The following is a 14,494-nucleotide window of genomic DNA, read 5'->3' as shown; positions in this document are numbered from 1 at the left end:
GCCTGGGCCAATGGTGACCTCGGAACCCGCTGAGCTGCTGGCGGTGTGGGAGTCGGGACTGCCTCGGGACCCGGCGGGCCGCGCGCTGCTGCTGCACCGCGCGGCCCGTCCCGGGGCCTCCGACGAGGAGCTGCGGGCGGTGCCGGTGGGTGAGCGCGCGGCGGATCTGCTCCTGCTGCGGCGGGAGCTGTTCGGCGAGCGGATGCAGGTCGTGGCCGGCTGCGACGAGTGCGAGCAGGACATGGAGTTCGAGCTCGACGTGTCCCGGCTGGCCGAGCGCCCCGCCGAGCGCGAGCTGCAGGTCAGCGCCGACGGGTTCCTGGTGGAGTTCCGGCTGCCCACGGTCGCCGACGTCGAGGCGGCCGCGGCGGGCCGCACCGCCGAGGAGCGCCGGTTGCGGCTGCTGTCGCGGTGCACGGTCACCGCCGCTCGGGACGGCGAACCGGTCGGCTGCGAAGTGCTGCCGGTGACCGTGCAGCGGCGGATGGCCGAGGAGGCCGAGCGGGCGGATCCGGCGGCGGACCTGACGTTGCGGGTGTCGTGCCCGGAATGCGGTGGCACGACGTCCAGCGCGCTGGACGTCACCGGGCACCTGTGGGCGGAGCTGGACTCGTGGGCGCGGGACGTGCTGCTGGACGTGCATTTGCTGGCCTCGGCCTACGGCTGGAGCGAACCGTCGATCCTGGCGCTGAGCCCGCTGCGGCGGCGCTACTACCTGGAGTTGTGCGCTGATGGCTGATCACTTCGACCGGCTGCTGAGCGCGGCCCCGCGCACGCGGTTGCGGCCCCGGTTGCCGGGGCCGTTCGAACGCGTCGAGTCGCTGCCGGTCCCGGTGGGGACCGAACCCGACCCGCTGGCACCGCCCTCCCCCGCGCCCGCGACGGCGCCGCCGGCCGAGGTGCGGCGGGTGGAGCGGGAGGTCCGCAGCCACGAGCGGATCACCTTCGTGCGCACCGAGCACCCTCCCCCGGATCCCGTGCGCCCGGCCCAGCCGGTGCTGCAGGGAGAGGTGCCGGAACCCGCGGCGTCACCCCCTCCTCCGCCGCGGGTTCCGGCACCCGAGCGCACCACGATCGTCGTCCCGCAACGGGATCGGCCGGTCGCGCCGGAGCGGCCCCGGCCGGTGGGCGTGCTCCGGGTGGCCGCCGCGCCCGTGCCGTCGGACCAGCCGCGCACGCGGGTGGTCACCGCCGCGCGTGCGGCCGCGGCCGCTCCGCGCGCCCGGGCGCCGCAGCCCGCCCCGCCGGAGGTGCGGGTGGAGATCGGGCGCCTGGAGGTCACCTCGGCCCGCCCGCCGGAACCCGCCCGGCCAGCGGCGCCGCAGCGCCGGGAACCCGCCGTGAACCTGGCCGACTACCTCAGTGAGCGAGCGAACCCATGAGCAACGCACTCGCCATCGCCACCGTCACGCAGGCCCTGGCGCTGCTGATCGAGAACAACCTGCGGCCCGAGATCGACATGGCGGTCTCGGTGGAGACCCGCAAGCCCCCGGCCGAGCCGCCGACCGAGCCGACGATCACGGTGTTCCTCTACCAGGTGGCGCCGAACCCCTCGATGCGCAACACCGGCCTGCCCACCCGCTCCCCCGACGGCCGCCTGTGGACCAAGCCGACGGCCGCGCTGGACCTGAACTACCTGATCAGCGCCTACGGCGAGGAGACCGAGCTGGTCGGGCAGCGGTTGATCGGCTGCGTGGTGCGCACGCTGCAGGAGATCCCGATGCTGCCCACCGAGCTCATCGAGCAGGCCCAGGAGCGGCCGCACCTCGCGGGCAGCGATCTCGCGGCGGCCGAGCAGCGGGTGCGGTTCACGCCGATCCAGATGGACATCGACGAGACCTCGAAGTTGTGGGGAATGCTGCACCAGACGCCGTACGCGGTGTCGGTGACCTACCAGGGTTCGCTGGTGTTCGTCGACGGCCGCGAGGAGCCGCGCCCGGCCGGACCGGTCGAGGAGGTCCGGCCCTCGGCGACTCCGATCAATCCCGGCCCGCAGCCGAAATCCGCCCCGCGCAAGCGGTCTCCCGCGAAGAGGGGGACGGCATGAGCGAGGCGTTGTCGCGGGCCGTGCGGGCGGTGCTGGACCGGCTCGACGAGCACGCCGAGGGGCGGGCCGCCGAGTCGTCGCTGCCGTGCCCGGAGTCGCTGGAGGTGCTGGCGAACTGCTTCGGGCTCAGCGGTTTCGAGCGGGACGTGCTGCTGCTGTGCGCGGCGGTGGAGCTCGACGCGACGACGGCCGGGCGCTGCGCCGCGGCCAGCGGCACGGCCTCGCCGCACCCGACGTTCTCGCTGGCCCTGGCCGCGCTGCACGATCCGCACTGGAGCGCGCTGGCGCCGGTGTCGCCGCTGCGCCGCTGGCGGCTGGTGGAGCTCGACGAGCAGGCGGGTTTGACGAGCGGGCGGTTGCGGATCGACGAGCGGATCCTGCACTTCCTGCTCGGCGCCCCCTACCTCGACGTCCGGCTGCACGGCCTGGTGCGCCGCACCCCGGTCCCGGAGCACCTGCCGCCGTCGTTCGAGGAGGCGGCCGAGCGCATCGCCACGACCTGGGCCGACGGGGACGCCGAGAGCCCGCTGCGGGTGGAGCTGGTGGGCGGGGACGCGCGCACCCGCAGCGACATCGCCGCGGCGGCGGCCGCGTCCTGCGATCTCGCGCTCTACGCGGTCGACGCCACCGACGTGCCCACCGATCCGGCCGAGCGCGACCGGCTGACCCGGTTGTGGCAGCGGGAGGCGGTGCTGCTGCCCGCCGCGCTGCTGCTGGAGCTCGACGAGCCGGACCGCGAGCAGGCCGCGGCGGCCGAGGCATTCGCCCGCTCCACGGCGGTGCCGCTGGTGCTCTCCAGCGCAGAACCGCGTCCGTCGTCGAGCGTTCGGGGACAACGCTTCTCAGTGCCCACTTTGGACGACGACGAGCAGCTGGAGCTGTGGCGGGAGGCGTTCGCCGACGTCCCGGACGTGTCCGAGGCCGATCTCGGCAACCTCGTCGCCCAGTTCTCGCTGCCCCCGCACGTGGTGTCCTCGGCCGCCGCGTCGGTGCGCCGCGGCGAGGGCGACGACGCGGCCGGGCTGGCCTGGCAGGCCGGTCTCCACGAGGCCCGGATGGGGCTGGACGAGCTCGGCAGGCGCATCGAACCCGACGCGGGCTGGAACGACCTGGTGCTGCCGGAGCGGCAGATGCGGGTGCTGCGGGAGATCGTCGCGCACGTCCGCCAGCGCGCCACCGTGCACCACGAGTGGGGGTTCTCGGCGACGCTGCGCAAGGGCCTGGGCGTCACGGCGCTGTTCGCAGGCGGGTCCGGCACCGGCAAGACCCTGGCCGCCGAGGTGATGGCCCGCGAGCTGGGGCTGGACCTGTTCATCATCGACCTCTCGCAGGTGGTGTCGAAGTACATCGGCGAGACGGAGAAGAACCTCCGCAAGGTCTTCGACGCCGCCGAGCGCGGCGGGGCGCTGCTGCTGTTCGACGAGGCCGACGCGCTGTTCGGCAAGCGCAGCGAGGTCAAGGACAGCCACGACCGCTACGCCAACCTGGAGGTCAGCTACCTGCTGATGCGCATGGAGGCCTACCGGGGCCTGGCGATCCTCACCACCAACATGAAGAAGGCCCTGGACACCGCGTTCATGCGGCGCATCCGGTTCGTGGTGGACTTCCCGTTCCCGGGCGAGCGGGAGCGCGCCGAGATCTGGCGGCACGTGGTGCCCGAGCAGGCCCCGGTCAAGGACCTCGACCCGGAGCTGCTGGCGCAGCTGACCGTGGCCGGCGGCTCGATCCGCAACATCGCCCTGTCCGGCGCGTTCCTGGCCGCCGAGGAAGGCGAGCGGCTGCAGATGCGGCACATGCTCGCCGCCGCGCACACCGAGTACCTGAAGCTGGAGCGCTCCCTGACGCCGTCGGAGGTGCGGGGATGGGTGTGAACCGGGACGTGCGGGTGCACGTGGGCGAACTGGTCCTCGACGGCTTCGAGCACGTCGACCGCGACCGGCTGGCCGCCGCGTTCCAGGCCGAGCTGGTGCGCCTGGTCGGCGAGCGCGGGATTCCCGCCGAAGCCCGCGACGTGGACGCCGTCACCGACCTGCCGGAGCTGCCGCGCACGAACTCCCCGGCCCGGCTCGGCGAAGCCCTCGCCCGCGCGGTGCACGCAGGACTGACCGGCCGGGGGCGGTCGGCATGAGCGGCCCGGTTCCCGAGCACGGTTCGCGCTCGTCGCAGGACAAGCGGCGCAAGCGCAAGAACCGCACGCCCCGGAACCGGACCCCGGAACCGAAGAACGTCGTCAGCGGCACCGGCCAGCCGCTCGACCACAGCACCCGCCGCGAACTGGAAGAACGCCTCGGCCACGACTTCAGCCGAGTCCGCCTGCACACCGACCGCGACGCCGGCGAGCTCACCGAACTCCTCGGCGCCGACGCCGTGGCCGTCGGCCAGGACATCCTGTTCGCCCCCGGCAAGTACCGCCCCGGCACCGCCGACGGCAACCGCCTGCTCGCCCACGAACTCCTGCACACGGTGCAGAACCCGGACGGCCTCGGCGCGCTGCGCGCAGGCCGGGACCTCGGCGGCGTCAGCCTCCCCCACCACCCCGCCGAACGCGAAGCGGAAGCCGGAACCCACGAGCAGAACCCGCAGGCCACCCCGGGCTGGCTCCGGTTCACCACCGTCAACGCCGACCAGAACCGGATGGAGGCCCTGGACCCGGCGACGTTCGTGGACCGGCTCGCCAACGGCGTCCTGCGCTCGCTGCGCGGCGACCCCGCCGACCGGTCGAAGCGGACCCGCAGGCAGCTGTTCCGGATGTCGCCGGAGATGCGCGACGCCGTGCTGGACCGGCTCGAATCACGCCTGCTCACCTCGGAGCACGAGCAGGTCCTCGACCTGGCCGAGGAGGTCGAGAACGCCGACTCCGCGCCGGAGGCGATGCTCGCCCCGACGGTCGAACCCGACGCCGCGGAAGACCTCCACCAGCACCGGCAGGCCCAGCACGAGCGGGAAACCGAACGCCGGAAGCGGCGTGACGAACCGGCCGCGGCCGGCGGCCCCGAGAAGGCGCGAGAACCGGAACCCGGTGCCGCCGGGAGCACCCCGGAGAACCTCTCGCCGTCGGAGAAGACCGGCTCGAACGAGGCCGCCGAGACAAGCGAGCCCGAGCAGGCCTCCTCCGATGGCGCGTCGTCCCAGCGCCCACCCGACGCGCAGCAGTCCTCCGAGCAGGAATCCCAGGAGGGGACACGGGAACCGGAGTCCGAGCAGTCCGGGGAAGCAGCCTCGGAGGACAAGGCCGCGGACCGCGACGCGTCCGAGGACGAGCCGGAAGGCGAGCAGCAGGATTCCGGCGAGAAGGGCTCGAAGGACGAGGAGGAGACCGAGGACGGGGGCGCCGAGCAGAAGTCCGAGGACGACGAGCAGTCCGAGCAGGAGGGGAAGAAGGAGAGCGACGAGAAGAAGTCCGGCGAGGACGACCGCGAGGAGACCTCCGAGACCGAGGACGAGCGGGAGGACGAGGATCGCGCCCCCGCGGAGGAGCGGGAGGACGAGAAGCCCGACGAGACCTCCGATTCCCTGCAGAAGAACGGGCAGGAGGCGCCGCCGTCGGCCACCCCCAGCGACCTCGACGCGGTCCGCAACCAGGACGCCGAGGGGCCGCAGGAGCAGCCGGAGACTCCCCCGGCGGGCGGGGACTCCGAGGTCGAGGTCGGCGGGGGCGAGGAGAGCGCCTGGGACATCAAGCTGCGCCCGGACGACTTCCTGCCCCGAGAAGACCTCGACGTCTCCGGCGTGCCGACCGCCGACAAGCTCCAGCCCGGAGCGCAGGCGCAACCCGCCGCCTCGGTGCCGTCGAACCCGACTCCCCCACCCACCAAGGCCGACGAGGTGCACGCCGCCCGCGACCAGGAGGACGCCGAGGACGAGGCGGCGGAGCAGGAGCCCGAGGAGGAGACCGACCCGCCGCTGGAGTCCACGCCCTCACCGGAAACCGACACCACCCCCGAGGGCGGTGGCCTGGACAGCACCCGCGCGCAGCAGGCCGCCGACCCGTCCTCGAAATCGGGCGCACCGGGCGATCCCAAATCCGACGACGATCCGGCGAAGGGGCCGGTGGAGGCGCAGCAGACCTCGCAGGAGAACGCGAAGAAGACCGAGGGCGCGAAGGACGAACCCGGTGGTGCACTGAAGGAATCGGCCGACAAGGAGGACAAGCGCGCGGCCGGCGAGAAGGAGGGGAAGTCCTCCGGGGAGAAGTCCGATTCCGGGTCGAAGGAGGACTCCGACGAGTCCGGGGAGAGCCAGGAGAGCGCCTCGGAGAAGAAGGAGACCAAGGAGTCCTCGGAGTCGGAGAAGCAGGGCGGCGACCAGTCCGGATCCGAGGAATCCCGTTCCGAGCAGTCCGGTTCCGAGGAGTCCGGCGGCAGCCCGAAGTCCGACGCCTCGAAGCCCGAGGAATCCGGCGAGCAGGACTCCGAACAGGGCTCGGACCAGCAGAGCTCAGGCCAGCAGGGGTCGGGCGACAAGGAGTCCAAGCCGCAGTCGGAGTCGGCGAAGCCGGAATCCACCGATTCCCGGCCCAAGTCCGACTCGGCTCACGAGACCAAGACCACGGCCGAACCCGCCCGAGCCGCCGGGGCCTCACCCGAGGCCCCGGCCCCGAAGCCCGCGGAGTCGAAGGACCAGGCCCCCAAGCCCGGCGTCACCAAGAAGGCCGAGGAACCACCGAAGCCCGCTGAACAGCCCAAACCCGAGCCGAAGAACCCCGGACCGCAGGGCGGGGCCGCCCGTCCCGCACCCGCCAAGCCCGCACCCGCCGGTCCTCGCGGCAGCACCGGCGGCGCGGGCCCCAAACCGGCGGGAAAGGGCGGCAAGCCCCGGGGAGCCGAACCGGTCCCGAACCTCGCGGGCTCAACGCCCGAGGCGGGCCTGAAAACGGCCTCGACCCTGCAACCGCACCAGGCCGCCAAGGCACTGCCGGGCGTGAACACCGCCGCCGAACGCGACGCGGGCAAGGAGCACAAGAAGCTCGCCTCCAGCCCGCCGTCCATGCAGCGCCCCACCGGCGCTCCGCAGACCCTCGAGGGCAAGCCCAAGTCCGACGCGCCCGCGAAGTACGACGAGTCGCCCACGAAGAAGGCCGACGCGCCGGAGAAGGAGAAGCGCGAGGTCAAGGACCAGAGCAAGACCAAGGACAAGGGCAAGATCGCGGCCGAGGAGCAGGAAGCGCCCGACAGCTTGTGGGAGTGGGCCAAGGCGATCTGGGACATCCTCGACGGCGTTCCAACCGAGGACGAGGCGCTCAAGAAGGCCAAGACCGGCGACGCCCCCGGCGTGGGAATGCGCGACAAGTCCGCTGCGAAGACCCGCGAGCAGGACGACAACGCCACCACCAAGAGCGACCAGACCACCGAGACGGCGCGCGACGACGCCGGGCGCGACCGCGGCGAGAACCAGGTCTACCCCGACGCCCCGAAGAAGGAGCTGCGCGGCAAGGTCCCGGAAGCCGGACGTGACAAGCAGAAGGGCGGCGAGGGAGCTCCCGGTGACGGCGGGGTACCCGGCGACGCGGCGTCGAAGGTCGTCATGCACGACCGCGCCAAGCAGTTCAAGCAGCCGTTCGGCCAGGGCGAGAAGCAGATCACCGACGCGCGCCGCAAGAAGGACTCCGACGAGGCCGAAGCCAAGGCCAAGCACAAGCGCGACGTCGACAAGGAAGTCCAGAAGAACACCAAGCAGCAGAGCGATCAGCGCAGCCGCACCGTCGACGAGGTCACCCAGGAGCGGCGGAACTGGCGCGAGGACCAGAACACCGAGCGCCGGAAGCTGGGCAAGAAGAAGACCGAGAAGCACCGCAAGGCCGACGAGGACGTCGAGAAGCACGAGAAGGACACCGACAAGAAGACCGAGGACCGCCAGCGGGACGACAACGACAAGATCCGGACCAAGGCCAGCAACGCCGAGCGGGACGCCGGGGCGAAGAAGGAGGAGAACAAGAGCGGTTCGGGCAACTGGCTGCTCGAAGGCCTGGAGTGGATCAAGAACAAGTTCCTGGAGTTCATCGACTCGGTCGTGCGCATCATCAAGGCCGCGCGCGACGCCGTCGACGACATCATCGAGGCGTTCGACAAGGGCATCATCGGTCTGATCACCGAGATCATCGACAAGATCGTCGACCTGGTCCTGGACCTCATCAAGGCGATCGTCGACCTGGTGATGACCATGATCCGGGCGATCGTCGAACTCGCGATGAAGGTCATCAAGTTCATCGGCGAGCTCATCATGAAGGCGATCGAGTTCGTCACCAAGCTCGCCCAGCAGCTCATGATGGCGATGCTGGAGTTCCTGTTCCTGCTGGCCAAGGCCCTGGTCGCGCTCATCGACCTGTTCAAGAAGGCGATGGACGAGGCGATCGACTTCGTCAAGGGCGCCGTCGACACCGTGATGGACTTCGCCAAGAAGGTCATCAACGGGTTCGGCCAGTTCAAGGACATCGCGGTCGACTTCCTGCGCGACCCCGGCGGCTGGATCCACAGCGCGAAGAGCTCCGCCTCGGACGGCGCCCAGAACCACCTGTTCCGCGAGGCCGCGAAGGCGATCGAGACGTGGTTCCAGCAGAAGGTGGAGGAGATCCTCGGGCTGCCGAAGCAGATCTTCACCAAGCTCATCAACGGCGGCATCACCCTGGCCTGGATCGCCAAGCAGGTCTGGAACGCGATCGTCCCGCAACTGCCGCTCATCATCGGGGAGCTGGTGCTCACCAAGGTCGTCGCCAAGCTCATCCCCGGCGCCGGCTGGGTCGCGGCGGTCATCGACGCGATCTCCACCGCGATCGGTGCGCTCGGCGAGATCCTCAAGGCCTTCGGCGCGGTGCTGAACTGGCTGAAGAACGTCCGCAAGGGCGGCGCGGGCGTGCTGTTCGCCAAGGCGATCAGCGCGGGCATCGTCGCGCTGCTGGAGCTGGGCTACGAGTTCCTGCTGTCGGGCATCGGCAAGTACGTCGGCAAGGTCGGCGACCGCCTCAAGGGCATGGCCAAGAACCTCCCGACCAAGGGCCGCAAGAAGACCCGCGACCAACCGGCCGACGGCGACGAGCCCCGAGGCGGCCGCCGCCCGCGCGGTCGCACCGACCGGCCCGGCCCGGACAACAGGCGCCCCGGCGAGGGCAGGCGCGACGACCGTCCCGGGCAGCGCCGCCCGACGCAGCCCCGCGATAGCGACCGCCGGGACGAGGGCCGCAACGAGGAGGACCGCCGGCGCCAGGACGAGCGCGTCTCCCCCAGCTCATCGGCCCGCGACCAGGCCCGGAAGCAGGGCGACAAGCCCGGCCCGCGCCAAGACGGCCCCCGCCGCGAACGCACCCCGGAGGAACGCCGGGACGAGAAGCGGAACGACCGCGGCAGGTCGGAACCCGACAACGACCGCAGGGACCGCGAGAACAACGACCGCCAACGTCCCCACGACGAAACCCCGGGCCGCCGGCGCCCAGACCGCGACCGGGACCAGGAGCGCGACCGCGACCGGGATCGGGAAGACAACCCGTCGGGCAAGGACAAGGACGGGAAGCCCAAGGGCAAGAACGAGGACGACTCCGACAAGAAGCCCACACCGTCCGCCAAGCCCAAACCCAAGCCCGACGCACCCCGCAAACGCCGGGAAGACGAAGCCGACACCAAGAAGACCAAGGACGACGCGGACACCAAGAAGCGCAAAGACGACACCGACCAGTCCACACGTCAGGACCGGTCTCCCGACCGCAAACCCGACGACGAGGACTCCACCAAGCCCAAGACCGACCTGGACGACAAGGATTCGCCCAACCGCAAGGACAAGGACGAGGACCACAACAAGCCCAAGGAGGACACCAACCGTCCGAAGGACCGAGACCGCGACAAAAACCCCACCAAACCAAAGAAAAAAGACAGCTCCACCGATCCGCGTCACCGCCAACACGACAACAACCGACGAAAGGACACCGACGCCAATAACCACCGGCCGGTCAAGAAACCCTATAACGAGAGCCGAAAGTCGACACAGGAAGATAAGGAATCGCGCAGGCGCGAGACCGAAAGGAAATCGGCAGAGGAGAAGGAAGAAAAGAAGTCCACACGGAAGAATGAGGAAAATTCCAAGAAGTCCAAAGAAGACAGACTGAGAAAAATTGTAGCCCGGATTAGACCACCACTTCGCAGCCTTTTAACAGCAGGAACACTCCACGCTGCAATGGAGGCGACACTCGCATCACTACGATCCTGGAACCGACTCACAGCACTTTCAATGACGGGCGACACCAAGGGGCAAATCGTCGCGCGACTCAACCCAGAACAAAACGTCACAGAAAAGGAGACAACGGACGATCACCCGTCGATAGATAGGCTCCCCAGAGAGCGAAAAGAAAGCGAAAACAAAGAAGATGACCCCGCCGACTTTTCGGGCCAGGTGCGTCGCCAAAATCAGAACAAGGACGACAAAGAAGATCTAGAGCTCGATGACAGCTTAACCCCGAAACGGAACTACATGTCAGAAGCGGAGCTCGAGGAGAAACGAGACAGACTTCGAGCCCACTACCGAAAAAAGGAAATCGGACCTAACGGAAAGTTCCGAAACAAGTACGACGAAGACGACTACCAAAAATACCTAATCGCAAAAGAAAAGGAAGCGAAGCGGCGCGGGGTCGACCCTAGATCAATCCAACGTGAACGCGACGATTGGATGGTGCAGAGCAATTGGCACCAGAAGTGGGGCCCCACCGCCCGGGGGAACACTTTTAACGCCGACGCAAAGGAGCACGAAAGATACGAAGATGCATACCACGAGGTCAACCTGACCCCAGATAGAAGAGGAGCTAGCGAGTACAAAAGAATCACAGGAAGGAGCCCCCAGACATCAAACGACCAGCACTACCGCGTCGACACATACCGTCCACCGCAGCGAGACAGAGACGGAAATATCTCGCGAAGGGGCGAAATCATATCCAGGAAAGCTGTTGACTTTAGCAATATGACCAATCGAGACATCCGGGAACACATTGCAGAACTCAAGTTCAAATACAGGGCAGGAACCACAATTAATAGCGCAAAGAGTCCAAAATTGAATCGAAACCCAGGTACCCTTCAAGGGGATTACTACCTCGAAGTACCCTCCAGCAATCTGACCTCAGCAAAGAGGGAGCAATTTGAGGAGATAGCGCGCCAACACGGGGTCACGATACGCTACCTGGAGGAGAGCCTGAGGGAACTCCCTCCCGACGTATAGCACTGAACGTTCCGTCGCGACCCAATGGAGGAAAAGTGACGATCGACGAGCTCGAACAGAATATTGTCAACGCGCTCCAGCATATTGACTTCGACACCAAGTACTACGAATTCTGCCACTCAAGGAAGGGGCATAAGATTACCCCGGAAGATAATTTGTCAGTTAACCAGACGCGGGCCCTCATGGACGAAGCGCCCATCCCCTTCGACTACATTAGGTCTGAAAACTTCTTCCGCCACCAAGAATCACATGACGCCTATACCCTATCTCTCCATGTAGAGATTTTCAGGGGAATCGTTTCGATGGGACTCTACGTGCACTTTCGCGGTGAACCCCTTGGTGGTCGGTACCAGGATTTGGCTGCCGAAGCACTCAAGAACCGAAACGACGGTGCGACTCCTCCAGAAACAGGTATCGTCATGCGGTCGTCAAACTACCAAGAGATTGTCGACGCTCTCAACTTCGGAATATCTCTGTTTCAGGAAGCGCAGCCTGCCATTGAGAAATGCATCCCGTGGAAGTAAGCACACTCCCGACATATTCACCTAAAGTGAAAACGGAGTTGATCCTGTGACCCGATACGCCAACATCCCCAAGCCCATCCGGTCCGGGCTCGTTGTTGTTGATCCTGAGCGCGGGACGCCGCAGCGGGTGATCGTGTTGCAGTTCAACCCCGACACGCTGGAGCGGTCTGTGTCTCCGCAGGCTGCTGGTGGTGAGGGTGATGGGGGTGGCGGCGGGAGTGGGACCGGGGACAAGAACGAGGCCTTGCGGTTGAAGGGGCCTGCTCAGGAGTCGTGGAAGTTCACCGCTGAGCTCGACGCCACCGATCAGCTGGACGTGGCTGCTCCCAGCGGGATTCATCCTCAGCTGGCCACGCTGGAGATGCTGGTGCAGCCATCGACCGCGCAGCTTCGGGAGCACAGCCGGTTGGCGAAGAACGGGGCTGTCGAGATCAGTCCGATCGAGATGCCGTTGACGTTGTTCACCTGGGGCAGCAAGCGGGTGGTGCCCGTGAAGCTGTCGGAGTTCTCCATTAACGAGTCGGCTTTCGACGTCAACCTGAACCCGATCCGGGCGAGTCTGAGCTTGAGCGTGAAGCTGCTGACGATCAGCGATCTGCCCGCCGGGCACAGGGGTGCCGAGCTGTACATGGCGCATCTGGCGCAGAAGGAGCGGATGGCCGGTGTCGCGGCGCCCGGGTCGTTGGGGGCGTTGGGGTTGAGCACCGCGGACATGGGGAGGTAAGCGTGATCGAGCCGTTCGAGAGTGCCCTCGACGACATCCCCGGGGCGCACCCGTACCCGCGGACCAGCCGGTATCACGACGCCGAGGTCGCCGTGCACCGCCGGCCCGACGGCAGCGAGGTGCGGTACGTGAAGCGCCGGCTCATCCCGAAGAACGACGACAGCACCTCGCCGCACGTGGTCGCCGAGGGGGAACGGCCGGATCACCTGGGGCAGCGGTACTTCGGCGATCCCGGCCAGTGGTGGCGGATCGCCGACGCCAACCCCGTGCTCGACCCGCGCGAGCTCACCGACGAACCCGGCAAGGTCATCGGCGTACCGGACGGGTTGGGTCATGTCTGAGATCCCCGTCGGGCGCGGGCCCGTGCACCTGAACCTGCTGATGGGACCGAAGCTCGCGCGCCCGGTGCCCGCCGAGGTGATGCAGGCGCTGCTGTCTGCGCAGATCACCAGCACCGCCGGGGAGCGCAGCGGGTTCCAGCTGGCCTTCGACCTCACCAAGAAGGGCCGCATCATCGAGCGGCTGCTGCCGGAGGGGTTCTTCGACCCGAAGACTCGCATCATCGTGGTCGTCACGATCAAGGGCACGCCGTTCGTGCTGCTGGACGGGCTGATCGTGCGCAACGAGGTCGGGTCCAGCAACCAGCCCGGGCAGTCGACGCTGACCATCACCGGCGAGGACCTCACGCTGCTGCTCGACCTCGAGGAGCGCGCGGAGCGCTACCCGAACCTGGCGCCGTCGCAGCGGGCCGAGCGGATCCTCGGCAAGTACGCCGACTACGGCATCGAGCCGCGCATCGTGCGCGAGCAGGTGCACCAGCCGCCGCGCGAGCAGCTGCGGGTCGACTACCAGTCCAGCACCGACCTGTCGTACCTCAACGATCTCGCGCACGCCAACGGCTTCACCTTCTACCTCGAACCCGGTCCCCGGCCGGGCCGTTCCACCGCCTACTGGGGTCCGGAGAAGCGGCTCGGGCAGCGCCAGCACGCGCTCAGCGTCAACATGGGCGCCGAGTCCACGGTGGACCAGCTGACGTTCGCCTACGACGGGACGGCGCGCGAACAACCCGAGGCGCGCGTGCAGGACCCGCGCACCCGGGACGTGACGCTGCTGCCCGATCCCGACATCGGCCCGCTGCGCCCTCCCCTGGCCCGTCGCGCCTCGCCCGCGTTGAAGCGAAAGGCGTTGCCCGGCACCGCGAAGATGGACCCCGAGCGGGCCCGCGCGCGGGCTCTGGCGCAGGCGGCGACCTCGGCGGACGCGATCAACGGCTCCGGGCAGCTCGACGTCAACCGGCACGGCTACCTGCTGCGCCCCCGCGAGCTGGTCGGGGTGCGCGGGGCGGGCGTGACCTACGACGGCGACTACTACGTCAAGTCCGTCACCCACAACATCCGCGTCGGTTCCTACCAGCAGAACTTCACGCTCTCCCGCGAAGGCCTGGTCGCAGCCGGCGATCGGGTCCGTCCCTAGGAGGACCGCAGCATGGCCGACGGGCCGAACAGCCGCTTCCTCGGCAAGTTCCGGGGTCGCGTGATGGACAACGCCGATCCGCTGGGCATCGGCCGGATCACCGCGCAGGTGCCCGACGTGCTCGGCGACCTGCCCTCCACGTGGGCGCTGCCGTGCCTGCCGTTCACCGGATCCGAGGCGGGCCAGTTCGTGGTGCCGGAGGTCGGCGCCGGGGTGTGGGTGGAGTTCGAGCAGGGCGATCCGAGCTTCCCCGTCTGGACCGGCTGCTGGTACGGCGACCGCGCGGAACTGCCGCCGGACGCGCGCGGCCAGGACAAGCCGGTGGTCATCCAGACGCCCGGCGACCACAAGCTGCTCATGTCGGACGTGCCCGGCGGCGAGGGGATCCTGCTGCGCGCGCCGGGCGGCGCGTTCGTGCAGATCGACGAGAAGGGCGTGACGATCGGCACCGGTCGTGGCGCGCTCATCGAACTCGTCGGGGACGAGGTCACCATCAACGAGGGCCGGCTGACCGTGCCCAGAAGGCAGTAGGGG

At 68.6% G+C, this 14,494-nt stretch carries 11 protein-coding genes; all 11 read left to right on the top strand.

Going from position 1 to position 14,494, the window contains the following annotated elements; genetic code table 11:
- Window positions 1–10 precede the first annotated feature (10 nt).
- The 11 genes from BM424_RS22825 to BM424_RS22780 are packed head-to-tail and all read left to right on the top strand — an operon-like array spanning window position 11 to window position 14,491.
- The gene (locus BM424_RS22825) at window positions 11–739 is read left to right on the top strand and encodes a T4 family baseplate hub assembly chaperone (protein ID WP_093421688.1); all 729 of its coding nucleotides are present in this window, start codon (window positions 11–13) and stop codon (window positions 737–739) included.
- Window positions 732–1,382, top strand: a complete 651-nt coding sequence (locus tag BM424_RS22820; protein ID WP_093421685.1) for a hypothetical protein — start codon at window positions 732–734, stop codon at window positions 1,380–1,382. Before BM424_RS22825 ends, BM424_RS22820 begins: the two co-directional genes overlap by 8 nt.
- On the top strand, window positions 1,379–2,047 hold the full coding sequence (locus tag BM424_RS22815; RefSeq protein ID WP_093421683.1) for a Pvc16 family protein: 669 nt from the start codon (window positions 1,379–1,381) through the stop codon (window positions 2,045–2,047). Before BM424_RS22820 ends, BM424_RS22815 begins: the two co-directional genes overlap by 4 nt.
- A complete protein-coding gene (locus BM424_RS22810; RefSeq protein WP_093421680.1) occupies window positions 2,044–3,918 on the top strand; it encodes an ATP-binding protein in 1,875 nt (624 codons plus the stop codon). Before BM424_RS22815 ends, BM424_RS22810 begins: the two co-directional genes overlap by 4 nt.
- Window positions 3,909–4,175 carry a hypothetical protein gene (locus BM424_RS22805; RefSeq protein WP_093421678.1) on the top strand — a complete coding sequence of 89 codons (267 nt, stop codon included), beginning with the start codon at window positions 3,909–3,911 and terminating at the stop codon, window positions 4,173–4,175. The genes BM424_RS22810 and BM424_RS22805 overlap by 10 nt, the downstream gene beginning before the upstream one ends.
- Window positions 4,172–11,239, top strand: coding sequence for an eCIS core domain-containing protein (locus BM424_RS22800; RefSeq protein WP_093421675.1), 7,068 nt, complete (start codon window positions 4,172–4,174; stop codon window positions 11,237–11,239). The genes BM424_RS22805 and BM424_RS22800 overlap by 4 nt, the downstream gene beginning before the upstream one ends.
- Before the next feature lie 35 nt (window positions 11,240–11,274).
- Window positions 11,275–11,763, top strand: a complete 489-nt coding sequence (locus BM424_RS28540) for a hypothetical protein (RefSeq protein WP_139274137.1) — start codon at window positions 11,275–11,277, stop codon at window positions 11,761–11,763.
- Window positions 11,764–11,809: 46 nt separating this feature from the next.
- Window positions 11,810–12,487, top strand: coding sequence for a hypothetical protein (locus BM424_RS22795; RefSeq protein WP_093421674.1), 678 nt, complete (start codon window positions 11,810–11,812; stop codon window positions 12,485–12,487).
- Between the two features lie 2 nt (window positions 12,488–12,489).
- Window positions 12,490–12,828, top strand: coding sequence for a LysM peptidoglycan-binding domain-containing protein (locus BM424_RS22790; RefSeq protein WP_093421671.1), 339 nt, complete (start codon window positions 12,490–12,492; stop codon window positions 12,826–12,828).
- Complete coding sequence (locus tag BM424_RS22785) at window positions 12,821–13,960, top strand: hypothetical protein (RefSeq protein WP_093421669.1); 1,140 nt, start codon at window positions 12,821–12,823, stop codon at window positions 13,958–13,960. The genes BM424_RS22790 and BM424_RS22785 overlap by 8 nt, the downstream gene beginning before the upstream one ends.
- Window positions 13,961–13,972: 12 nt before the next feature.
- Window positions 13,973–14,491: a phage baseplate assembly protein V gene (locus BM424_RS22780; RefSeq protein ID WP_093421666.1), complete on the top strand. Its 519-nt coding sequence runs from the start codon at window positions 13,973–13,975 to the stop codon at window positions 14,489–14,491.
- The last annotated feature ends 3 nt before the right edge of the window (window positions 14,492–14,494 follow it).

Origin of the sequence: Saccharopolyspora flava (assembly GCF_900116135.1) — a bacterium.
GTDB lineage: Bacteria > Actinomycetota > Actinomycetes > Mycobacteriales > Pseudonocardiaceae > Saccharopolyspora > Saccharopolyspora flava.
This window is presented reverse-complemented; position numbering and strand designations above follow the sequence as displayed.

Coding starts and splice junctions, on each gene's coding strand:
- BM424_RS22825 (WP_093421688.1), top strand. CDS start 11: ATGGTGACCTCGGAACCCGCTGAGCTGCTGGCGGTGTGGGAGTCGGGA.
- BM424_RS22820 (WP_093421685.1), top strand. CDS start 732: ATGGCTGATCACTTCGACCGGCTGCTGAGCGCGGCCCCGCGCACGCGG.
- BM424_RS22815 (WP_093421683.1), top strand. CDS start 1,379: ATGAGCAACGCACTCGCCATCGCCACCGTCACGCAGGCCCTGGCGCTG.
- BM424_RS22810 (WP_093421680.1), top strand. CDS start 2,044: ATGAGCGAGGCGTTGTCGCGGGCCGTGCGGGCGGTGCTGGACCGGCTC.
- BM424_RS22805 (WP_093421678.1), top strand. CDS start 3,909: ATGGGTGTGAACCGGGACGTGCGGGTGCACGTGGGCGAACTGGTCCTC.
- BM424_RS22800 (WP_093421675.1), top strand. CDS start 4,172: ATGAGCGGCCCGGTTCCCGAGCACGGTTCGCGCTCGTCGCAGGACAAG.
- BM424_RS22785 (WP_093421669.1), top strand. CDS start 12,821: ATGTCTGAGATCCCCGTCGGGCGCGGGCCCGTGCACCTGAACCTGCTG.
- BM424_RS22780 (WP_093421666.1), top strand. CDS start 13,973: ATGGCCGACGGGCCGAACAGCCGCTTCCTCGGCAAGTTCCGGGGTCGC.